The 20,290-nt window shown below is 75.6% G+C and carries 17 protein-coding genes; 8 read left to right on the top strand and 9 right to left on the bottom strand.

The window, feature by feature from the left end; translation table 11 throughout:
• Positions 1-369: 369 nt before the first annotated feature.
• The 4 genes from ACIA8Q_RS21350 to ACIA8Q_RS21335 all read left to right on the top strand — a co-directional run bounded on the left by ACIA8Q_RS21350 (position 370) and on the right by ACIA8Q_RS21335 (position 5,029).
• Positions 370-1,629, top strand: coding sequence for an SUKH-4 family immunity protein (locus tag ACIA8Q_RS21350; protein ID WP_360214160.1), 1,260 nt, complete (start codon positions 370-372; stop codon positions 1,627-1,629).
• 244 nt (positions 1,630-1,873) lie between these two features.
• Positions 1,874-2,641 (top strand): MerR family transcriptional regulator, encoded by a 768-nt coding sequence (locus ACIA8Q_RS21345; RefSeq protein WP_360214158.1) that lies wholly within the window; start codon positions 1,874-1,876, stop codon positions 2,639-2,641.
• A gap of 402 nt (positions 2,642-3,043) precedes the next feature.
• On the top strand, positions 3,044-4,075 hold the full coding sequence (locus ACIA8Q_RS21340) for an isopenicillin N synthase family dioxygenase (RefSeq protein WP_387904921.1): 1,032 nt from the start codon (positions 3,044-3,046) through the stop codon (positions 4,073-4,075).
• A 201-nt stretch (positions 4,076-4,276) separates the two neighbouring features.
• Positions 4,277-5,029: a MerR family transcriptional regulator gene (locus ACIA8Q_RS21335; RefSeq protein WP_360214154.1), complete on the top strand. Its 753-nt coding sequence runs from the start codon at positions 4,277-4,279 to the stop codon at positions 5,027-5,029.
• Positions 5,030-5,112: 83 nt separating this feature from the next.
• On the opposite strand, the gene ACIA8Q_RS21330 is transcribed toward ACIA8Q_RS21335, so the two are convergent.
• The 6 genes from ACIA8Q_RS21330 to ACIA8Q_RS21305 form a co-directional block, all read right to left on the bottom strand.
• A complete protein-coding gene (locus ACIA8Q_RS21330) occupies positions 5,113-7,293 on the bottom strand; it encodes a 3-hydroxyacyl-CoA dehydrogenase NAD-binding domain-containing protein (RefSeq protein WP_360214152.1) in 2,181 nt (726 codons plus the stop codon).
• Between the two features lie 30 nt (positions 7,294-7,323).
• A complete protein-coding gene (locus ACIA8Q_RS21325) occupies positions 7,324-8,538 on the bottom strand; it encodes an acetyl-CoA C-acetyltransferase (protein WP_360214150.1) in 1,215 nt (404 codons plus the stop codon).
• A gap of 92 nt (positions 8,539-8,630) precedes the next feature.
• The gene (locus tag ACIA8Q_RS21320) at positions 8,631-9,773 is read right to left on the bottom strand and encodes an acyl-CoA dehydrogenase family protein (RefSeq protein WP_360214148.1); all 1,143 of its coding nucleotides are present in this window, start codon (positions 9,771-9,773) and stop codon (positions 8,631-8,633) included.
• Between the two features lie 2 nt (positions 9,774-9,775).
• Positions 9,776-11,101: a CaiB/BaiF CoA transferase family protein gene (locus tag ACIA8Q_RS21315; RefSeq protein ID WP_396317550.1), complete on the bottom strand. Its 1,326-nt coding sequence runs from the start codon at positions 11,099-11,101 to the stop codon at positions 9,776-9,778.
• Positions 11,102-11,281: 180 nt separating this feature from the next.
• Positions 11,282-11,683 carry a DUF5955 family protein gene (locus tag ACIA8Q_RS21310; protein WP_360214144.1) on the bottom strand — a complete coding sequence of 134 codons (402 nt, stop codon included), beginning with the start codon at positions 11,681-11,683 and terminating at the stop codon, positions 11,282-11,284.
• A gap of 137 nt (positions 11,684-11,820) precedes the next feature.
• Complete coding sequence (locus ACIA8Q_RS21305) at positions 11,821-13,650, bottom strand: hypothetical protein (protein WP_360214142.1); 1,830 nt, start codon at positions 13,648-13,650, stop codon at positions 11,821-11,823.
• Between the two features lie 282 nt (positions 13,651-13,932).
• Here ACIA8Q_RS21305 and ACIA8Q_RS21300 point away from each other — a divergent pair, with 282 nt between their 5' ends.
• The 4 genes from ACIA8Q_RS21300 (at position 13,933) to ACIA8Q_RS21285 (ending at position 17,816) form a co-directional block, all read left to right on the top strand.
• The gene (locus tag ACIA8Q_RS21300; RefSeq protein WP_360214140.1) at positions 13,933-14,985 is read left to right on the top strand and encodes a hypothetical protein; all 1,053 of its coding nucleotides are present in this window, start codon (positions 13,933-13,935) and stop codon (positions 14,983-14,985) included.
• Positions 14,982-16,247 (top strand): histidine kinase, encoded by a 1,266-nt coding sequence (locus ACIA8Q_RS21295; RefSeq protein WP_360214138.1) that lies wholly within the window; start codon positions 14,982-14,984, stop codon positions 16,245-16,247. Before ACIA8Q_RS21300 ends, ACIA8Q_RS21295 begins: the two co-directional genes overlap by 4 nt.
• Positions 16,244-17,020, top strand: coding sequence for a response regulator transcription factor (locus ACIA8Q_RS21290; protein WP_360214136.1), 777 nt, complete (start codon positions 16,244-16,246; stop codon positions 17,018-17,020). Before ACIA8Q_RS21295 ends, ACIA8Q_RS21290 begins: the two co-directional genes overlap by 4 nt.
• Positions 17,021-17,168: 148 nt before the next feature.
• On the top strand, positions 17,169-17,816 hold the full coding sequence (locus ACIA8Q_RS21285) for a Pr6Pr family membrane protein (protein WP_360214134.1): 648 nt from the start codon (positions 17,169-17,171) through the stop codon (positions 17,814-17,816).
• 58 nt (positions 17,817-17,874) lie between these two features.
• Here ACIA8Q_RS21285 and ACIA8Q_RS21280 read toward each other — a convergent pair whose 3' ends face one another.
• The 3 genes from ACIA8Q_RS21280 to ACIA8Q_RS21270 form a co-directional block, all read right to left on the bottom strand.
• On the bottom strand, positions 17,875-18,270 hold the full coding sequence (locus ACIA8Q_RS21280) for a toxin Doc (RefSeq protein WP_360214132.1): 396 nt from the start codon (positions 18,268-18,270) through the stop codon (positions 17,875-17,877).
• Positions 18,267-18,479: a hypothetical protein gene (locus tag ACIA8Q_RS21275; RefSeq protein ID WP_360214130.1), complete on the bottom strand. Its 213-nt coding sequence runs from the start codon at positions 18,477-18,479 to the stop codon at positions 18,267-18,269. The genes ACIA8Q_RS21280 and ACIA8Q_RS21275 overlap by 4 nt, the downstream gene beginning before the upstream one ends.
• A gap of 184 nt (positions 18,480-18,663) precedes the next feature.
• A complete protein-coding gene (locus tag ACIA8Q_RS21270; RefSeq protein WP_360214128.1) occupies positions 18,664-20,271 on the bottom strand; it encodes an ABC-F family ATP-binding cassette domain-containing protein in 1,608 nt (535 codons plus the stop codon).
• Between the last annotated feature and the right edge of the window lie 19 nt (positions 20,272-20,290).

Raw genomic sequence — 20,290 nt, 5'->3', positions numbered from 1 at the left:
CCGCAAGGCGGGCGGGCACCGCCGCGTCGCGCCCCTCGCATCCCCCGCCCGCATCCCCCGCCCGCGTGCACCGGCCGCGTGCACCGGCCTGACGCCGCAACGGGATCACGGCCGCCGGCACCGCCGCGGGCGCGACGACGTACGGGGCCACCCGGTGGCGTCCGGGCGGGCGGGGCTCGCCCGGGGCTTCCGGCGCCTCCTGCCCGCGCCGTCGCCGGAAGGGCTCCGTCGGCGGCGGTGTCGGGCGGGGCGGCTAGGGTCTGTCGTCGAACCCCCGTCGTCCGCTCGGAGGGCGGGCGGGGTGGCCTGGGGGTGCGTGCGCCGCAGGGGCGGAGAGGAAGTCCGCGCGGTGGGGGTGCCTTCCGGCCGATGGCTCGGGGAGTGCGTGCCCCGCCCCCCGTGGACGCGGGTTCGAAGGCAGACCCTAGGGTCTGGGGGTCAGGGTTGGGGAGGGTGTGGCACGTGGGGCAGGTTCGGGTCGCGGCGGCAGGGCTGCCGGACGGGGTGGTGCACGCGGGGAGCCGGGAGTTCCTGGTGCGGGAGGGGCTGCCGGCCTCGGGGGCGTTCCTGGACTTCGGGGTGATCGGTGACGGCACGTTGGAGGCCCTGCCGGGGTCGGAGCGGTGGTTCGTCCTCGGGGAGACGGAGTACTGCGCGCCGTTCGCCGCGGCCGGCGGCCCGGTGCTGCTGGACGGGGTGACCGGCGAGGTGTTCCTGGGCGAGGAGGGCACGGCCGACGGGGAGGTGCGGCGGGATCCGCTGGCCTCCGGCCTGCCCGCGTTGGCCGGGCTGGTGCGGGAGGTCGAGGAGGTCGCCGCGGCGGCCCGGCGGGCGGACGCCCTGGACGGGCGGCGCGGACCGGCGGTGGTCGCCGAGGTGACGGCCGGGGCGGAGCGCCGGATGCGGGAGGCCGACCCGGAGCTGTTCGGGCGGGCCGCCGCGCCGGCGCACTGGGGCACGGCACTGCTGGTGCGGGCGCTGGGCTGGGGTGCGCTGCCGGGTGGTCCGGGCGGGCCGGCGTTCGAGGTGGGCGCGGAGCTGGTCGCCGATCTCGCCGCGTTGACGGACCAGGACGACGGCGCGGGCGCGGTGCACCGCTTCCGCGCGGAGGAGCTGCCCGCCGGGCTGGTGCACGAGCCGACCCGGCGGCTGCTGACGGAGATCGGGCTGCCGCTCGGCGGGGCGATGTTCGGGGTGGGCGCCGAGCCGCTGGTCACGATGGCGGAGGCGTACCCGGAGTACTTCGACGGCGAGGAGGAGCGCCCGTACCAGCGGGAGTTCCTGGCGCTCGGGGACTGGCCGACGGATCTGACGATCGCGCTGGACGGTGTCACCGGCCGGCTCGAACTGCCGGACTGGTACGACGACGGCGAGCCGGAGGCCTACCTCAACCGCGACCTGTCCGCCCTGCTCTACGCGCTGTGGACGTGCGAACGGCTGCGCGCGGAGTGGGACCGCTGGGACTACGGGCGGGGCCGGGACACCTGGGCGGTGTTCGACCCGCAGTCGCTGCTGAGCACCGTGGTGGACCGTCTGGTGGAGGCCGTCGACCCGGAGGCGTTCGCCTCGCCGGGGCGTTCGTGGCGGCTGCTCGCCGAGGACGCGCACCTGGGCGGCCTGCTGGGCTGATCCGGGCGGGCCCCGCACCGGACGCCCCGGCGGCCGGGCGGGGCGCAGGCGGACGCCGGGCGGGGCGGCGCAGGCGGACGCCCGGCGGGGTGCGGAGGGACGCCCGACGGGGTGCAGGCGGAGACCGGCCGGAATCCGGGCGGAGTCAGGGCTTGCGGTTGCCGCAACGGCAGCTCCTACGGTCGTGACCAGGGCCGGAGGAACCGGCCCCGGTCCGAGCGGACGTGAACGAGGGGGAAGACGGATGGCAGCGGCCTGGCCGATCGCGGCGGTCGCCCGGATGTCCGGGGTGACCGCCCGGACCCTGCGGCACTACGACGAGATCGGGCTGCTGCCACCGGCCCGGATCGGCTCCAACGGCCACCGGTACTACGAGGAGCGGCAGTTGCTGCAGCTGCAGCAGATCCTCGTGCTGCGCGCGCTGGGGGTCGGCCTGACCGAGATCGCCCGGATCACGGGCGATCAGGTGGACGAGCTGGAGGCCCTCCGGGACCACCAGCGCCGGCTGCTCGCCGAGCGCGACCGGCTGGCCGCCCTGGCCGCCACCGTCTCCCGCACGATCGCCGACCTGGAACGTTCCCGAAGGGACGGCACACCCATGACCAGCATCAACCGACCGGAGAACCTGTTCGAGGGCATCCAGCCCGCCGACGTCGAGCGGAGCCTGCGGGACTTCCCCGAGCACGCCGAGGCCGCCCGCCGCACCACCGCCGCGATGAGCCCGGCCGAGGTGGAGGCCGGCCAGCGCGAGCGGACGGCGCGGATGGTCCGGCTCGCGGAGCTGATGACCGCCGGCCACCCGGCGGACGCGGAGACCGTGCAGAGCCACGTCGACGCCGAGTACCGGCAGCTCACCGCCCTGCGCGGCGTCCCGGTCGGGGAGTACCTCGCGATCGCGCGCTCCTGCACCGGGAACGACCAGTGGCGCGCCGTGTACGAGGCCGTGGCCCCGGGTCTGGCCGCCTACCAGCGGGCCGCCATGGAGGCGTACGCGGCGGCGCGGCTGGGCTGATCCGGCGGGCCCGCCCCGGAACGGGGGTCCGGGGCGGGCCGACCGGGGCACCCGGGAGGGTGGTGCCGGGGGCGCGGGCGGACGGACCCGGACGACCTTTGATCGCCCACCGACAAGTGAGAGGGCTCACTCCGCGGCAGGGGGCTCGCTCGCCGACGAGGGGGTCATCTAGGCTGGTGACGTGCTCATCCTTGTTCGTCGTCGCCACGTGGACCTGCTCCGCGTGACGAGCATGTCCTGTCGACGCTCCAGCTGAACCTCGCGCCAACCACCCTCAGGGCGGCCCCCACGTGGCCGCCACCACCTCCCGGCCCCCGGAGCACCCGCCGCACCAGGCGGTTCCTCCGGCCGCCCCCGGTCGATCACCGGGCCCCGCCGGGACGAGACCAGCGGATGTCACACATGTCGCAGCAGCACACGCCCGTACCCGACTCCCTCCCGGTGATCGACCTCTCGCTCGCCCACGGCGGCCCCGAGGACCGTCGCCGCCTGCACGACGAACTCCGTGCCGCGGCCACCGGCGTCGGGTTCTTCCAGCTCGTCGGCCACGGCATCACCCCGGCGGAGACGGCCTCGCTCACCGCGGCGATGCGCGCCTTCTTCGCCCTCCCCGAGGCCGACCGGCTCGCCGTGAGCAACCTCAACTCCCCGCACTACCGCGGCTACACCCGCACCGGCGACGAGCGCACCGGCGGCAGCCAGGACTGGCGCGACCAGCTGGACATAGGCGCCGAGCTGCCCGCGCACGTGCCCGGCACCGGCGAGCCCCCGTACTGGTGGCTGGAGGGGCCCAACCAGTGGCCGGCCGCGCTGCCCGAGCTGCGCACCGCCGCGCTCGGCTGGATCGACCACCTCGGCGACGTCGCCCGCCGCCTGCTGCACGAACTCCTCGCCGCGATCGGCGCCCGCCCCGACTTCTACGACGCCGCCTTCGCCGGCCACCCGCACCTGCGGCTCAAGCTGGTGCGCTACCCCGGCACCGCGCCGGACGGCGCCGGCCAGGGCGTCGGCGCCCACAAGGACTACGGCTTCATCACGCTGCTCCTCCAGGACACCGTCGGCGGGCTCCAGGTCGAGCGCCCGGACGGCACCTTTCTGGAGGTCCCGCCGATGGAGGGCGCCTTCGTGGTCAACCTCGGCGAGCTGCTGGAGGTGGCCACGGACGGGTACCTCAAGGCCACCAACCACCGGGTGGTCAGCCCGGCCGGCGCCCGCGAGCGGTTCTCCGTGCCGTTCTTCTACAACCCGCGCCTGGACGCCCACATCGAGCCGCTGGACTTCCCGCTCGCCCACCACGCCCCCGGCGCCACCGAGGACCCGGAGAACCCGCTGTTCGCCGAGTTCGGCCTCAACGAGTGGAAGGGGTACACCCGGGCCCATCCCGAGGTCACCCGCCGCCACCACGCCGACCTCGCCGAGGCCTCGTCCCGCTAGGTCCCGACGGGCCAGGCCCCGACGGGCCCCGTGGGCCGTCCGCGCGCCCCGTCCGCCCCCGCCGCCACCACGCGCCGGGGGCGGACCCGTGTGCGGACGCGGGGCGGCGCGGGCCCGGACCGGCACGTGGTGGACCCGCACGCCCGGCACTGTCACACTGCAGCTGTCACAGCGGAAGTGTGCCAGCGCAGGAGGCGACGGATGGGGGAAGCCGTGGAGGACGGGGTGGTCCGGCTCACGGTGGACGAGCTGGCGGCGCGGGCCGGGGTGACGGTGCGGACGGTCCGGTTCTACGGGACGAAGGGGCTGCTCCCGCCGCCGGAGCTGGGCCCGCGACGGGTCGGGCTGTACGGCCCGGCGCACCTGGACCGGCTGGGGCTGATCGAGGAACTGCAGCGCCAGGGCCTCACCCTGGCCGCGATCGAGCGGTACCTGGCGCAGCTGCCGGAGGACAGCACGCCGCTGGACCTGGCGATCCACCGGGCGCTGGTGGCGTCCTGGACGCCGGAGGCGGTGGAGGAGCTGGGCCGGGCGCAGCTGGAGCGGCGGGCCGGGCGCGGCCTGTCGGAGGAACAGGTCGGCCGGCTGGCGGCGATGGGGGCCGTGGAGCGCACGGCCGATCCCGAGGTGTTCCGGGTGGATCCGGGCCTGCTGCCACTCGGGGTGCGGATCCTGGACGTCCCGATCCCGCTGGAGACGCTGCTGGCCGCCCGCGCGGTGGTGCTGGAGCACAGCCGGGCGACGGCCCGGGAGTTGCAGCGGCTGTTCCGGGAGACGGTGTGGAAGCCGTACCGGGAGAGCGAGCCGGCTCCGGAGGAGCTGGCCCGGATGAAGGCGCTGACGGACCACATCCAGCCGATGGTGGCGCAGGCGCTGGTCACGGCGTTCCAGCGGTCGTTGCGGGAGGAGCTGGGCGGGGCCGTGCTGGGCACGGCCCCGCCCGCGCGGGACTGACGGTCGCTCGGTCCGGTGCGGAACCTGCGGTCACTCGGTCCGGTGCGGAACGACGGTCACTCGGTCCCTCGCCTGAGCGGCGGTCAGTCCGTGAAGGTGCGCCCCTCCGCCGCGATCCGCTCCAGCAGCGCCGGCGGCGCGAACCGCTCGCCGTAGGCGGCGGCGAGTTCGCGGGCGCGGGCCGCGAAGCCGGCCGGGCCGCCCCGGTACCCGTTGACGTACTGGAAGACGCCGCCGGTCCAGGCCGGGAAGCCGATGCCGAGGATGGAGCCCACGTTGGCGTCGGCCACCGAGGTCAGCACGCCCTCCTCCAGGCAGCGCACCGAGTCCAGCGCCTCGCTGAACAGCATCCGCTCCTTGAGGTCCTCGAAGGGCACCTCGGCCCCGCCCGCGCCGGAGAAGTGCTCCAGCAGTCCGGGCCAGAGCCGCCCGCGGCCGCCGTCCTCGCCGTACTCGTAGAAGCCGGCGCCGCCGCTGCGCCCGGGGCGCCCGAACTCGTCGACCATCCGGTCGATCACGGCGTCCGCCGGGTGAGGGGTCCAGCTGCCGCCGGTCGACTCGACGGCCCGCCGGTACTCGTCGCGGATCTTGCGCGGCAGGGTGAGGGTGAGCTCGTCCATCAGCGAGAGCACCTTGGCCGGGTAGCCGGCCTGCGCCGCGGCCTGCTCGACGCTGGCCGGGTGGACGCCCTCGCCGATCATGGCGACGCCCTCGTTGAGGAACTGCCCGATGACCCGCGAGGTGAAGAAGCCGCGCGAGTCGTTGACCACGATCGGGGTGCGGTCGATCTGCCGGACCAGGTCGAAGGCGCGGGCGAGCGCCTCGTCACCGGTCTGCGGGCCGCGGATGATCTCGACCAGGCGCATCTTGTCGACCGGGGAGAAGAAGTGCAGGCCGATGAAGTCGGCGGTGCGCTCGACGCCCTCGGCGAGCACCCCGATCGGCAGCGTGGAGGTGTTGGAGCAGAGCAGCGCGTCGGGGGCGACGACGCCCTCGATCTCCCGGAACACCTCGTGCTTGAGCTCGGTGTTCTCGAAGACCGCCTCGATGACCGCGTCGCAGCCGGCCAGGTCCGCGGGTTCGGCGGTGGGGGTGATCCGGGCGAGCAGCGCGTCGCGCTTGGCCTCGGTGGAGCGGCCGCGGGCGATCGCCTTGTCCAGCAGCCCGGCGGAGTAGGCCTTGCCGCGCTCGGCGGCCTCCAGGCTCACGTCCTTGAGCACGACCTCGATGCCGGCCCTGGCGCAGGTGTAGGCGATGCCCGCACCCATCATGCCGGCGCCGAGCACGGCGACCCGGCGGACCGTCCGCTTCTCGACGTCCTTGGGGCGCCCGGCACCGGAGTTGACGGCCTGCATGTCGAAGAACAGCGCCTGGATCATGTTCTTGCTGGTCTGGCCGCAGGCCAGCTCGGTGAAGTAGCGGGCCTCGACCACCATCGCGGTGTCGACGTCGACCTGGGCGCTCTCCACGGCGGCGGCCAGGATGTTGCGCGGGGCCGGGTAGGGGGCGCCGTTCAGCTGCTTGCGCAGGTTGGCGGGGAAGGCGGGCAGGTTGGCGGCGAAGGCCGGGGTCGCCGGGGTGCCGCCGGGGATCCGGTAGCCCTTGACGTCCCAGGGCTGGACGGCGGTCGGGTTGGCCTCGATCCAGGCCCGGGCCCGGGCGGTGAGCTCCTCCGGGGTGGCCACGAGCTCGTGGACCAGCCCGTGCTCCAGGGCCTGCGCCGGGCGGTACTGGCGGCCCTCCAGCAGGAACTTCAGCAGGGCGTCGGTGATGCCGAACAGTCGCACGGTGCGGACCACGCCGCCGCCTCCGGGCAGCAGGCCGAGGGTGACCTCGGGCAGGCCGAGCCGGCTGGCCGGGGTGTCCAGGGCGATCCGGTGGTGGCAGGCGAGGGCGATCTCCAGGCCGCCGCCGAGCGCGCTGCCGTTGACGGCGGCGACGACGGGCCGGCCCAGGGTCTCCAGCCTGCGCAGCGCGCGCTTGATCCGCAGGGACTTCTCCAGGACGGCGGCGGCGTCCTCGGGGCGGGCGGCGGAGAGCATCCGCAGGTCTCCCCCGGCGAAGAAGGTCCGCTTGCCGGAGGTGACGATCACCCCGCGCAGCTCCCCCGCCCCGGCGAGCGCGGCCAGCCGCTCGACGACGGCGTCGAAGTCGGCGGTGAAGGCCTCGTTCATGGTGTTGACGGACTGGGTGGGGTCGTCGAGGACGAGGGTGACCACGCCGTCCTGGTCCTGCTCCCAGCGGATGGTGGTGGTGTCGCTCATGAGTTCAGGGTCTCCAGGTCTACCAGGGGGTCAGACGCGCTCGACGATGGTGGCCACGCCCATGCCGCCGCCCACGCACAGGGTGATCAGGCCGTACCGGAGGTCGCGCCGCTCCAGCTCGTCGACGACCGTGCCGAGCAGCATCGCGCCGGTGGCGCCGAGCGGGTGGCCGAGGGCGATGGCGCCGCCGTTGACGTTGACCTGGTCGGGCCGGAAGCCGAGTTCGCGGATGAAGCGCAGGGCGACGGCCGCGAAGGCCTCGTTGATCTCGACCAGGTCGATGTCGGCGGCGGTGAGCCCGGCCTTGGCGAGCGCCTTGCGGGTGGCCGGGGCGGGGCCGGTGAGCATGATGGTGGGCTCGGAGCCGGAGACGGCGGCGGAGACGATCCGGGCCCGCGGGCGCAGCCCGTACCGCTCGCCGACCTCGCGGTTGCCGATGGCGACGAGCGCGGCGCCGTCGACGATGCCGGAGGAGTTGCCGGCGTGGTGGACGTGGTCGACGGCCTCCACCCAGTGGTACTTCTGCAGGGCGACGGCGTCGAATCCGCCGGCCTCGCCGATGGCGGCGAAGGAGGGCTTGAGGCCGGCCAGGGTCTCCACGGTGGTGCCGGGGCGGATGAACTCGTCGCGCTCCAGCACGACCAGGCCGTTGCGGTCGCGCACCGGGACGACCGAGCGGTCGAACAGGCCGTCCGCCTGGGCCTTGGCGGCGCGGGCCTGGGACTCGGCGGCGAAGGCGTCCACGTCGGTGCGGGAGAGGCCCTCGAGGGTGGCGATCAGGTCGGCGCCGATGCCCTGCGGGACGAAGTTCGTCTCGTAGGAGGTCATCGGGTCGGCGAACCAGGCGCCGCCGTCGGAGCCCATCTTGACACGGGACATCGACTCCACCCCGCCGGCCAGGACGAGGTCCTCCCAGCCCGAGCGGACCTTGGCGGCGGCCAGGTTGACGGCCTCCAGTCCGGAGGCGCAGAAGCGGTTCTCCTGGACGCCGGCCACCGTGTCGGGCAGGCCGGCCGCGATGGCGGCGATCCGGGCGATGTCCGAGCCCTGGTCGCCGATCGGGCTGACCACGCCGAGCACGATGTCGTCGACCGCGGCCGGGTCCAGGTCGGGGAACCGGCGGCGCAGTTCGTGGATGAGGCCGACGACGAGGTCGATCGGCTTGGTGCCGTGCAGCGAGCCGGTGGCCTTGCCCCGGCCGCGCGGGGTGCGGATCGCGTCGTAGACGTACGCTTCGGTGGTCACGGTGGAGAGCCTTTCGGGGGCAGCTTTCGGGGGGTGGCTTCCGGGGCGGGCGGGTCCGGGCTCGGGCTCGGGCTCGGGCTCGGGGCGGGTGCTCAGCCGAGGATGGAGCGGCCGACGATCTCCTTCATGATCTCGGTGGTGCCGCCGTAGATGGTCTGGATCCGGCCGTCGGTGAACGCCCGGGCGACCGGGAACTCGCTCATGTAGCCGTAGCCGCCGTGCAGTTGGAGGCAGCGGTCGGCGGTGCGCTTCTGCAGCTCGGTGGCCCACCACTTGGCCATCGAGGCGTCCGCCGGGGTGAGCGCGTAACGGTTGTGCTCGGTGATGCAGCGGTCGACGAAGGCCCGGGTGACGGCGCACTCGGTGGCGAGCTCGGCGATCTCGAAGCGGACGTGCTGGAGCTTGGCGAGCGGGCGGCCGAAGGCCTCGCGCCGCTTGACGTGGTCGGTGGTGATCTCCACCAGGTACTCGGCCCCGGCGATCGCCGCGGCCGCGATGGTCAGCCGCTCCTGGGCGAGGTTCTGCATCAGGTGGACGAAGCCGCCGTTCAGCTCGCCGAGCAGGTTCTCCTTCGGCACCCGGACGTCCTGGAAGAACAGCTCTGCGGTGTCCTGGGCCTTCTGGCCGATCTTGTCGAGGTTGCGCCCGCGCTCGAACCCCGGCATCCCGCGCTCGACGACCAGCAGGCTCAGCCCGTGCGCGCCGCCCTCCGGGGTGGTGCGGGCGACCACGATCACCAGGTCGGCGAGGATGCCGTTGGAGATGAAGGTCTTCGCGCCGTCGAGCAGGTAGTGGTCGCCCTGGTCGACCGCGCGGGTGCGGATGCCCTGCAGGTCGGACCCGGTGCCGGGTTCGGTCATCGCGATCGCGGTGATCAGCTCGCCGGTGCAGAACCCGGGCAGCCAGCGGCGCTTCTGCTCCTCGGTGGCGAGCGAGGTGAGGTAGGGGCCGATGATGTCGTTGTGCAGGCCGATCGCCAGCCCGGAGGCGCCGGCCCGGGCGAACTCCTCGGCCAGTACGGCGGCGTAGCGGAAGTCCGCGGCGCCGCCGCCGCCGAACTCCTCGGGCACGGCCGTGCCCAGCAGGCCCTGGCGGCCGGCCGCGAGCCAGGCGGAGCGGTCGACGATGCCGGCCTTCTCCCAGCGGTCGTAGTGCGGCAGCACCTCCTTGGCGAGGAAGGCCCGCACGACCTGCCGGAAGTCCTCGTGCTGCTCGGTGTAGATCTCGCGCTGCAACGCTACGCTCCCTGTCCTGTCTCGGAATCGGGTGCCGCCGTCCCGGAATCGGCTACCGCGGCCCCGGCGTCGGGCGCCACGGCCCCGGCATCGGGTCGCGCCGCCTCGGCATCGGGGGCCACGGCCCCGGCATCGGTGGCCGTCGGGCGGAGCGAGGGCACCGCCCAGTCGCGCGCCACCTCGGCGGTGTCGGCGCCCGGCCGGGCGGGCGGGCGGCGCACCGCGCCCGGGGTGGCGGAGAACCGCGGGGCGGGGGCGGGCTGGGTGACCCCGTCCACCTCCAGATAGGTGCCGCGGGCCACCAGGTGCGCGTCCGCGGCTGACTGACGCATCGTCAGCACCGGCTCCACACAGGCGTCGGAGCCCGCGAAGACGGCCTCCCACTCGGCCCTGGTGCGGGTGGCGAAGCGGGCGGCGATCAGGCCCCGCAGTTCGGGCCAGCGGGCCGGGTCGTGCTGGCCGGGGGCGTCCGGGCCGAGCTCCAGCAGCCGGGCGAACTCGGCGTAGAACCGCGGCTCCAGCGCCCCCACCGCCAGGTACCCGCCGTCCGCCGCCCGGTAGACCGCGTAGAACGGCGCACCGCCGTCCAGCAGGTTCACCCCCCGGCGGTCCTGCCAGTGGCCGGCCGCGAGCAGGCCCCAGAGCATGCTCGACAGGTGCGCCGCGCCGTCCACGATCGCCGCGTCCACGACCTGGCCGGCGCCGGTGGCGCGGGCGTGGTGCAGGGCGGCGAGCAGGCCGACGGCGAGGTAGAGCGAGCCGCCGGCGTAGTCGCCCAGCAGGTTGGCCGGGATGCCGGGCGGCTGGTCCGGCCCGCCGGGCGCGGCGACCACCCCGAGCACCCCGGCCACGGCGGCGTACCCGAGGTCGTGGCCGGCCGCGGCGGCACGCGGCCCCTGCTGCCCCCAGCCGGTCATCCGCCCGTACACCAGGGCGGGGTTGCGGGCCAGGCAGGCGTGCGGGCCGACGCCGAGTCGTTCGGCGACGCCGGGGCGGTACCCCTCGATCAGCAGGTCGGCCCGTTCGACCAGGTCGAGCACCCGGCCGGCGCCCTCCGGGGACTTCAGGTCGATCAGCACCGAGCGCTTGTTGCGGTTGGTGACGTCCCGGGCCGGGTCGATCCCCAGCGGGGACGGGTCCGGCCGGTCGACCCGCACGACGTCGGCGCCGAGGTCCGCCAGCAGCATCGCCGCGAACGGCCCCGGCCCGATCCCGGCGAGCTCGACGACCCTGACCCCCGCCAAGGGACCGGCCCCGGTGCCCGGCGGAGTGCTCGTGTCACGCACTGGCTGCAGACCCTTCGGGGTTTGACAGTAAAGCTGTAACACTCGCGATGATAGGGAAGCGACCCGCCGGTAACAAGACCCCCGCGGGCCGGGCGACGGCCGGGGTGACCGCCGGGGCGGTGGTCCGACGACGGTACGGCGACGCGCTCCGGGACCAGGCGGCGACGGTACGACGACGCCGAGGCGACCGACCCGGAACCGACCGGCCCGGACCCGACGGGCCTAGAACCAGGGGGCGGCCGCCGCGGTCAGGGCCTGCAGGGCCGCGGTCAGCGCCGTGGCGGCGCCCAGGGCACCGGTCAGGGTGAAGACCGCGCGCCTGATCCGCCCGGCCCCGGCCCCGCTCCCGGCCCCGCCGGCCCCCGCCGCGTCGGCGACCTCGGCGAGGGCCTCACCGGCCACGTCCGCCGCACCCGGCGGCAGCTCCCCCGGGGCGAGCGCCCGCAGCTGCGCCCGCAGCGCCTCCACGGCGTCGAGCAGGGCGCGCAGTTCCGGCGCCTCGCCCGGGGCCGGGGCGCCCTGCTGGTGGGTGTACTCCGCGCGGGCGTGGCCGCCGCTCTGCACGATGCCGGTGACGTTCCCGGTGATGCTGATCCCGGTCCCGCCGTCGGACGCGTTCGCCATCTCGGTCGACTCCTCTGCTCTTCGGGTGGTCCGGTCCGGGGTCGTCCCGGGCCGGAACGCTCTGGGGTGGCCCGCGGTGTCACCGGGGCGCAGTCCTGCCGGGGCGCAGTCCTGCCGGGGCCCGACCCTGGCGGGGCTCAGTCCGGCCGGGGGCTGCCGACGCGCGGCGCGGGGGTGGCGATCGGCTGGTACCAGGCGGCGGCCGACTCCCCGCTCTGCACCACGCCGTGCACGTCGCCGTGCACCTGCACCCCGTGGTTGACCACCACGTTCTGGAGCGCCCGCGCCCCCTCCGTCCGGTAGCCGTGCTCGCGCAGGCACTCCTGGACGGCCGTCACGATCCGGGCCCGGACGCACTTCAGGTACCGCTGGACGTCCATCTCCTGGAACAGCTGCTGGTACGCGGGCTCCGCGCCCAGCTCCCGGACGGACAGCGCGGGCCCGTGGTCGACCAGCCGGTTCTCCCGGCACATCCGCGCGTACCAGGCGGCGTTGCGCACGGCGGCCCGGCGGCTGCGGGCCGCGCGGCGCACCACCCCGGCCGAGCCCGCCACCAGGGCGGGCAGCGACAGCAGCGCCGCCGCGGCGAGACCGGTCCACTCGGCCGCCCCGGTGGCCGGGGTGGCGGTGTCGATCGCGTGGTAGGCCCGGGCGACCGGCGGGAGCACGAAGGCCCGGCTCTCCAGGAACAGCTGCCCGCCCTGGAGTTGGGCCCGGACGAACACGGTGACGACGATCTCCTCGTGCCAGCCGGACACCCGCACCGCGAGGAAGTGCCGCAGGCGTTCCTCGGCCGCGAGGTCGACGCTCTCCACCCACCAGCCCGCCGGGTCCCGCAGGCCGCGGTTCAGGGCGGCGGCGCAGCGGGCCGCGTAGGGCGCCAGGGCCGCGAAGGCGGTGCCCGGGCCGTGCCCGCACCAGTCGCCGGCCGGGCCGAGGCGCTTGCCGCTCTTGAACACCAGGTCGTCCACGGCGATGCCGTGCAGGCGGTCGCCGGGGTAGGCCGGGGCGCCCGCCGCACCGAGCCGGGCGAGCTCGGTGCGCAGCCGGGCGTGGACGGCCGGGGCGGTCAGCGGTGCCCGGGCGGCGTCCGGACCTGCCGAGGGGCCCGCCGAGGGGCCTACCGAAGGACCTGCCGAGAAGTCGGCCGGGTCGCCGGCCGTCGGGTCGGGCACCAGCTCGTCGGCGAAGGACCAGTGGTCGACCTCGATCCCGGCGCCGACGAAGGGCGCGTAGTCGCTGTAGACCACGTCGGGGTCGGCCTGCTGCCGGGCGAGCCGCCGGTAGAGGTCCTGGTGGGCCGGGTCCGGGTCCTCGGGGGCGGCGGCGCGGCCGGTTCCGAGGTCGTGCAGGGTCAGTTCGAGGCGCCGGTGGCCGGCCAGGGCCACCGCGAACCAGACCGCGACCAGTCCGGCGATCCACGGCCACCCGATGGCCGCGGCCGAGGTCAGCGCCCAGCCGACGGCCAGCCAGTTGCCGAGCCGGCGGCGCCCGGGCCGCCCGGACCGGACCAGCCAGGCCGCGACCAGCGCCAGCGGGAGGGCCAGCTGCAACAGCCAGATCCGCAGCAGCGGGTCGAGCGCCCCGGCCGGGCCGCCCTCCGCCACGGCGAGGACGGCGCAGACCGTGAGGACCGGCACCACGGCCGCCGCCAGCAGGACCAGCACCGCCCGGGCGACGGCTTGGCGCCGGGCGGCGTAGCACTCCGCGAGCACCGCCACCAGGTCGACCCCGGGGGTCGGCGGCGGCACCCGGTAGGGGTGCTCGGCCAGCTCCTCGATCACCGCGTCGCGGAAGGCCGGATCGAGGTGGGCACCCGCCCGCAGGTAGGCGGTGGCGTCGCCGCGGGGCGTCCCGGTCTGGGCCTGGATGAGCTGCTGGAGCGGGTCCACCGCCGGGACGCCGGGCGGCGGCGGGGGTGTCTGCGGCCGCCGGGGCGGCGGTACCGGTGCGGACGGCTCGGTCATGGCGGGTCCCCTCCCGTCGACTGCGGATCCCCGCACCCGCGCCGGCCGGCGCGGGTGCGGGTGCGGTGCGCTGCGCCCGCCGGCCCGTACGGTGCGCCGACGGGCGCGCGCCGCGCGTGCGGGTTCCTGCGGTGCGCGTGCGGTTCGTACGGTGCGCGTGCGGATCAACGAGCCTCCCCCGGGCCGGGAGGAGGGGCGCGCGGGAAGATCCCCCGGGAGGGGGAGGGCGACCCTTCACCGGGTTGACGTGGCGCCCCCGGGCGGGGCGCGACCGTGGAACCCATGAGGACCTACGAGAACGCGGTGCGGGCGGGGGCGGCCTGGGTCGCCGTCCTGGCGACGGTGCCGTACCTGACGCTCAAGACGCTCTGGCTGACCGGCCATCCGGTGGGCGCCGACGACCCGGCCGCCCTGGACGCGCTCTGGCTGGTGAACCTGCTCACCTTCGGCATGGACGCCGTCGCCCTGGCCCTGGCCCTGGCCTTCGTCCGGCCATGGGGCCGGCGGGCGCCCGCCGGGCTGGTGGCGTTCCCGATGTGGGTCGCCACCGGACTGCTCGGAACCATCCTCGTCGCGCTGCCGCTGCTCCTGCTGAGCACCCTGCTGGCCGGCCCCGCTCCGGAGAGCCGCCAGGACGGCCCCGACGGGCTCGGCGGCTGGGTCTTCGGGGTGGTGTACGGCGGGTTCGCCGTCCAGGGGGTCGCCCTGCTCACCGCCTTCGCGCTGTACGCCCGGCGGCGCTGGCCGGGCCTGCTGCGGGAGCGGATCGGCGACCTGCCCGACTCCCCCACGCTGACCGTGCAGCGCACGCTCGCCTGCGCCGCCGCCCTGCTCGCCCTGGGCGTCGCGGCGGCCCGCACCTACTGGGCCTGCGGCGGCACCGCCGGGCTGCCGACGACCATGGCCGAGGACCACAACCGGGGCGTGGCGGTGATGGAGGGGGTGACCGCGGTGATGGCGGTGGCCGCCGTCGGCGCGCTGCTGGCCCTCGTGTTCCGGGCCGGGCCGCGGCGGCGGCTGGTCGGGCCGCTGCTCGTGGCCTGGACGGCCTCCGGCTCGCTGTTCGGCTGGGGCGGCTGGCAGGTGGTGGCCTTCGGCGCGACCACGACCAGGGTGACGGACCTGGGCAAGGCCGTTCCCGGGCTGATGCCGCTGGTGCAGGCCGCCCAGGTGGTGACGGGGCTGCTGGTCCTGGTGGTGGGCGCGGTGGCGCTGGTGGAGCGGGCGGCGGCGCGACGGGTGGCGGCGGGTGCGGCCGGTACGGCCGGTACCGGGCCCCGGCCCGGGCGGATGGCTCTCCCCGGAGCGGCCGCTGACGTAGAGTCGCCCGGGTGAACACGGGGGTGGGCAGCCGGATCCGGCGTGCGGCCGGGGCCGGGTTCGGCCGGCGGGCGCGACTGCGCTGGACGCACCTGGTGCTGGGCGGCGCCCTGCTGATGCCGTACTGGATGCTCTCGGTGGTGCTGTTCGGGGCGCTCAACCCGGCCCAGGGGCACCTGCGCCAGGTGCTGTTGCAGATCGCCTCGCTGTTCACCTCCCTGCCGATGGCCGCCGTCACCGCGCTGGTGCCGACCGTCCGCCCGCTGGAGGGGGCCGCGGCGCGGGCGCTGTGCGCGGCGGAGCGGCCCGAGGAGCTGGCGACCGGTCCGTCCCGCTCGTGGGCGGCCCGCCGGCGCACCGCGCTCTGGTACGTGCTGCACCTGTTCTTCGGCGGGGTGGTCTCCGGGATGACGCTCGCCGGGGTGCCGTTCGCGGTGGTGCTGATGTTCTCCTTCGGCGGGGCCGCGGACCTCGCGCAGTACTGGGAGAACCGTTTCCCCGGCTGGATGCTCACCGGGCCGGCGCTGGGCCTCGCCGTCCTACTGCTGATCGTCGTCACCAACGCCGCCTGCGGCGCGCTGCTGGCCCGCTGGGCCCCCGTCCTGCTCGGCCCGACCCCGGAGGAGCGGCTGGCCGCGGCCGAGCGCCGGGCCACCGTACTGGCCCAGCGCAACCGGCTGGCCCGCGAGCTGCACGACTCGGTCGGCCACGCGCTCAGCGCCGTCGGCATCCAGGCCTCGGCGGCCGCCCGGGTGCTGCGCAGCGACCCGGACTTCGCGGCCGAGGCGCTGCAGGCGATCGAGGAGACCGCACGGGCGGCCGTCGCCGAGCTGGACACCGTGCTCGGGCTGCTGCGCGAGGAGGACGCCGCCGGACCGGCCGGCCCCACCCTCGGCGGGCTGGACGACCTGCTGCGCCAACTGGCCCGCACCGGCGTCACGGTGTCCGCCGACCTGGCCCCCGGCCTGGCCCGGCTGCCGGCCGGGGTCTCCCGCGAGGCCTACCGGATCGTGCAGGAGGGCCTGACCAACGTGCTGCGGCACGCCGGGCCCGCACCGGCCGGGCTGCGGGTGGCGCTGGCCGGGGGCCGGCTGGAGATCGAACTGACCAACCCGCTGGGCACCGCCCGCCCGAGCCGCCCCGGCGGCGGGCGGGGGCTGCGCGGGATCGGGGAGCGCGCGACGGCCCTGCGCGGCGGCAGCACGGCCGGGCCCAGCGCGGACGGGACGACGTGGCGGCTGGCCGTCTGGCTGCCGGTGGGAGGAACAGCAGGATGAACGAGTACGACCGCGACGGGCACCGCCGCGACGGGGGCGTCCGCCAGGACGGCCAGCACCGCGACGGCCAGCACCGCGACGGGCACCACCGCGACGGGGGTGCCGGCGGCGGGACCGTCCGCGTGGTGATCGCCGACGACGAGCGGCTGGTGCGGGCCGGCCTGCGGGTGGTGATCGACGCCGAGCCGGACCTCACCGTGGTCGGCGAGGCCGCGGACGGCGCCGAGGTCGTCCCGCTGGTGCGCGAGCTGCGACCGGACGTGGTGCTGATGGACGTCCGGATGCCCGGCATCGACGGCATCCGGGCCACCGAGCAGCTGGTCGGCGGGATGGCCGAGCCTCCGCGGATCCTGGTGGTCACCACCTTCGAGCACGACGACCACGTGTACGACGCGCTGCGGGCCGGCGCGGCCGGGTTCCTGCTCAAGCGGGCGCGGGCCGAGGAGATGGTCCAAGCGGTGCGGCTGGTCGCGCGCGGCGACTCGCTGCTCTTCCCGGCGGCCGTCCGCGAACTCGCGCTGCGCCAAGGCGCGGAGTCCCGCCGGGCCGCCGCCCCGGAGCGCGGGCCGATCGGCCGGCTGACCGAACGGGAGGGCCAGGTGCTGCGGTTGATGGCCACCGGCCTCAACAACGGCGAGATCGCCCGGGAGCTGGTGGTCAGCCAGGAGACGGTGAAGACGCACGTGGGCGGCGTGCTCGCCAAGCTCGGTGCCCGCGACCGCACCCAGGCGGTGATCGCCGCGTACGAGTCGGGCTTCGTGCTGCCGGGCTGAGGACACCTGCCGGTGAGCGGACCGCCCGGGCCGTCCGGTCACCGGCAGGGACGTTTCTTCCGTCCGGCCGCTACCTGCGAGTAGAGTGCGGGATTCCCCCGCAACCGCCCGATACCTCCCGTATCGCCTGGAACGAACTGGTGGCCGCATGACTGTCCGGACCCGCCCCGCGCTCTGGTGGCGCATGGGAATCGTGCTCTCGGCGGGCCTCGGCCTGACCCTCGGGACGGCGCCACTGGTGTACTTCACCGTGCAGAGCAACGTCATCGTGCTCGGCTACTTCATCGGCGCGGTGTACTGGATGACCGAGCGCGGCACCGTGGACGCGCCCGCGCCCCGGCTGCGCGGCGCCGCCACCCTCTACATCCTGATCACCGGGCTGGTCTCGCACATCCTGCTCCAGCACGGCGCCAACCCGCTGCCCGGGCTGGTCGACGGGCCGGACCGGCTCGCCCACTGGTCGTCCTTCTTCCTGCACTACGTCACGCCGGTGATGGTGATCGTCGACTGGCTGGTGCTGAAGCCGCGCAACGCGGCGGCCTGGAAGGACGTCCCGTTGTGGCTGGCGTTCCCGCTCGGCTACGCCGCGATCGTGCTGACCCGCAACGCGCTCTTCGACGACTACCCGACGCCCTACCCCTACTTCTTCTTCGACCCCACCACCAAGGGCTACGGCTACGTCTGGGGCCAGATCGCCCTGCTGACCGTCGAGTTCACCGTGCTCGCGGCCGCCGTGGTCGGCCTCGACCGACTCGGCACCCTGGTGGCCGCCAGACTCCGGCCCGCCCGGGCCTAGCACGCCCGCCCGGGCGCACCGGTCCCCGCCCGACGACGGCCGCGAGCGGCGACCGGCCTCAGATCCGCCAGGCGCGGATCCGGTCGGCCGCCGCGTACACGTCCGCCCGCCCCTCGGCGACGTCCCTCGCCAGCTCGACCAGCGCCCCGTACGGCGGGTCGACGCCCTCCCCGGCCGCGTGCATGTACGCGGCCGTCGTCATGCAGGCGTACAGGTTGTTGCGCACCGGCAGCGGCCGCAGCAGCACGATCGTGTGCATCAGGGTGGCCGCGCACCAGGCGGCGTCCGCGTCGTGGCCGAGCTGGGCGGTGTTCACCCGGTGCCGGGCGACGGCGGCCTGCAGCGCCGAGTAGTCCCGCACGCTGAGGTCCTCGGGCGAGGCCAGCTCCTGGACGTCCAGCAGCCAGCGCAGGTCGACGTGGAGCAGCGCCCGCTCCGCACCCCTGCCGTTCACGCGGCGGGCGCGTCCTCCGGGAACGCGGCGTCGAACTCGGCCCGGTGCGCCTTCCAGAACGCCACCGCGTGGTCCACGAACACCCGCCGCTGCTGCTCCCGCACGCTCAGGTCGTGGACGTAGGCCTTGACGCTCTTCCCGTCGGCGGCGGCGGCCTCGCGGATCGCGGCGAGCTCGTGCTCCGTGTACTCGATGTTGAGCGCAGGCATGGCGCCGATGGTACTGGAGCACACCGGAGTTGGGTACCGAACCGGCCCCGCCGCCGGAGCCCGCCGGAGCCCGCGACAGGGCCCACGGGCTCCGGCCGGGCGCCCCGCCACGGCGCCGCCGGGGAGCCGGCCGTGCCCGGGGCACGGCCCGGGCACGGCCGGCGGTGGCACCGCACCGGCGCCGTCACATCGGGTCCACCGCCCGCAGGTCGCCGTCCAGCTCCAACCACCTGGTCGGGCCCAGGCCGCGCAGGAACGGCAGGTCGTGGCTGGCCACGATCAGCGCGCCCCGGTAGGCGGCGAGCGCCTCGGTGAGCTGGCGGACGCTGGCGAGGTCCAGGTTGTTGGTCGGCTCGTCGAGCAGCAGCAGCTGCGGCGGCGGGTCGGCCAGCAGCAGGGCGGCCAGGGTGGCCCGGAACCGCTCGCCCCCGGAGAGGGTGGCGGCCCGCTGGTCGGCCCGGCCGCCGCGGAACAGGAAGCGCGCCAGCCGGGCCCGGATCGCGTTGTCCCCCGCCGAGGGGGCGAAGGACTTGACGTTCTCCACCACGGTGAGCCCGTCGTCCAGCAGGTCGAGCCGCTGCGGCAGGTGGCGCAGCGGCACCGGGGTGGTGATCTCCCCCTCCAGCGCCGCGAGTTCGCCCGCGACGGCTCGCAGCAGGGTGCTCTTGCCCGCGCCGTTGCGGCCGACCAGGGCGACCCGCTCGGGGCCGCGCAGATCGAGGTCGGCGGTGATGCCGTGCGGCAGCCGGACCTTCTGCAGGGTGAGCACGGTGCGCCCGGCCGGGACGGCGGTGCGCGGCAGGTCGATCCGGATCGCGGCGTCGTCGCGGACGGCCTCCTCCGCGGCGGTGAGCCGCTGCCTGGCCTCCTCCAGGCGTTCGGTGTGCATGCCCTGGAGCCGCCCGGCCGTCTCCTGGCCCTGGCGTTTGAGCTTGCCCGCGACGATGTGCGGGTCGTTGCGGGCGATCGAGCGCTTCCTCCCGTAGCTGGCGCTGCGCTCGAGCCGGACGCGGGCCTCGGTGAGGTCCCGCTTCTGGCGCTGGACGTCGGCCTCGGCGTTGCGCAGGAGCCGCTCGGCCGTCTCCTGCTGGGCGGCCAGGGTGCGCTCGTACGCGGCGAAGTTGCCCCCGTACCACGTCACCGCGCCGTCCCTCAGGTCGGCGATCTGGTCGACGTGCTGCAGCAGTTCGCGGTCGTGGCTGACGATCAGCATGACGCCGTGCCAGCCCGCCACCGTCTCGTAGAGCCGCTCCCGGGCGGCCCGGTCGAGGTTGTTGGTGGGCTCGTCCAGCAGCAGGACGTCGGGGCGGCGCATGAGCAGCGCGGCGAGGCGCAGCAACACGGCCTCGCCGCCGGAGAGTTCGCCGGTGGTGCGGTCGAGGTCGAGCCGGTGCAGGCCGAGCCGGTCGAGGGTGGCGCGGGCGCGCTCCTCGACGTCCCAGTCGTCGCCGACCGCGTCGAAGTGGCGCTGGTCGGTGTCGCCGGACTCGATGGCGTGCAGGGCCTCGCGGGCGGCCCGGACGCCGAGCGCCTCGTCCACCCGCAGCCCGGTGTCCAGCGTCAGGCCCTGCGGGAGGTGGCCGAGTTCGCCGTCGACCCGGACGGTGCCGCCGGTCGGGGTCAGCTCGCCGGCCAGCAGCCGCAGCAGGGTGGACTTGCCGGCGCCGTTGAGCCCGATCAGGCCGGTGCGGCCGGGGCCGACCGCGAGGTGGAAGCCGTCCAGGACGGGCTTGCCGTCCGGCCACTCGAAGGACAGGTCGGTGCAGAGCACGGCGGTGGTGGGTTGTGCCATGAAGGGACTCCCGGATGGT

Origin of the sequence: Kitasatospora sp. NPDC051705 (assembly GCF_044453265.1) — a bacterium.
Taxonomy (GTDB): domain Bacteria; phylum Actinomycetota; class Actinomycetes; order Streptomycetales; family Streptomycetaceae; genus Kitasatospora.
Note: the sequence above shows the minus strand (reverse complement) of the source record. Positions and strands in the feature narration are given on the sequence as shown.

Excerpts from the sequence above, each read along its gene's own strand:
- ACIA8Q_RS21350 (WP_360214160.1), top strand. The coding sequence starts at position 370 with ATGGCTCGGGGAGTGCGTGCCCCGCCCCCCGTGGACGCGGGTTCGAAG.
- ACIA8Q_RS21345 (WP_360214158.1), top strand. The coding sequence starts at position 1,874 with ATGGCAGCGGCCTGGCCGATCGCGGCGGTCGCCCGGATGTCCGGGGTG.
- ACIA8Q_RS21340 (WP_387904921.1), top strand. The coding sequence starts at position 3,044 with ATGTCGCAGCAGCACACGCCCGTACCCGACTCCCTCCCGGTGATCGAC.
- ACIA8Q_RS21335 (WP_360214154.1), top strand. The coding sequence starts at position 4,277 with ATGGGGGAAGCCGTGGAGGACGGGGTGGTCCGGCTCACGGTGGACGAG.
- ACIA8Q_RS21330 (WP_360214152.1), bottom strand. The coding sequence starts at position 7,293 with ATGAGCGACACCACCACCATCCGCTGGGAGCAGGACCAGGACGGCGTG.
- ACIA8Q_RS21310 (WP_360214144.1), bottom strand. The coding sequence starts at position 11,683 with ATGGCGAACGCGTCCGACGGCGGGACCGGGATCAGCATCACCGGGAAC.
- ACIA8Q_RS21305 (WP_360214142.1), bottom strand. The coding sequence starts at position 13,650 with ATGACCGAGCCGTCCGCACCGGTACCGCCGCCCCGGCGGCCGCAGACA.
- ACIA8Q_RS21300 (WP_360214140.1), top strand. The coding sequence starts at position 13,933 with ATGAGGACCTACGAGAACGCGGTGCGGGCGGGGGCGGCCTGGGTCGCC.
- ACIA8Q_RS21290 (WP_360214136.1), top strand. The coding sequence starts at position 16,244 with ATGAACGAGTACGACCGCGACGGGCACCGCCGCGACGGGGGCGTCCGC.
- ACIA8Q_RS21285 (WP_360214134.1), top strand. The coding sequence starts at position 17,169 with ATGACTGTCCGGACCCGCCCCGCGCTCTGGTGGCGCATGGGAATCGTG.
- ACIA8Q_RS21275 (WP_360214130.1), bottom strand. The coding sequence starts at position 18,479 with ATGCCTGCGCTCAACATCGAGTACACGGAGCACGAGCTCGCCGCGATC.
- ACIA8Q_RS21270 (WP_360214128.1), bottom strand. The coding sequence starts at position 20,271 with ATGGCACAACCCACCACCGCCGTGCTCTGCACCGACCTGTCCTTCGAG.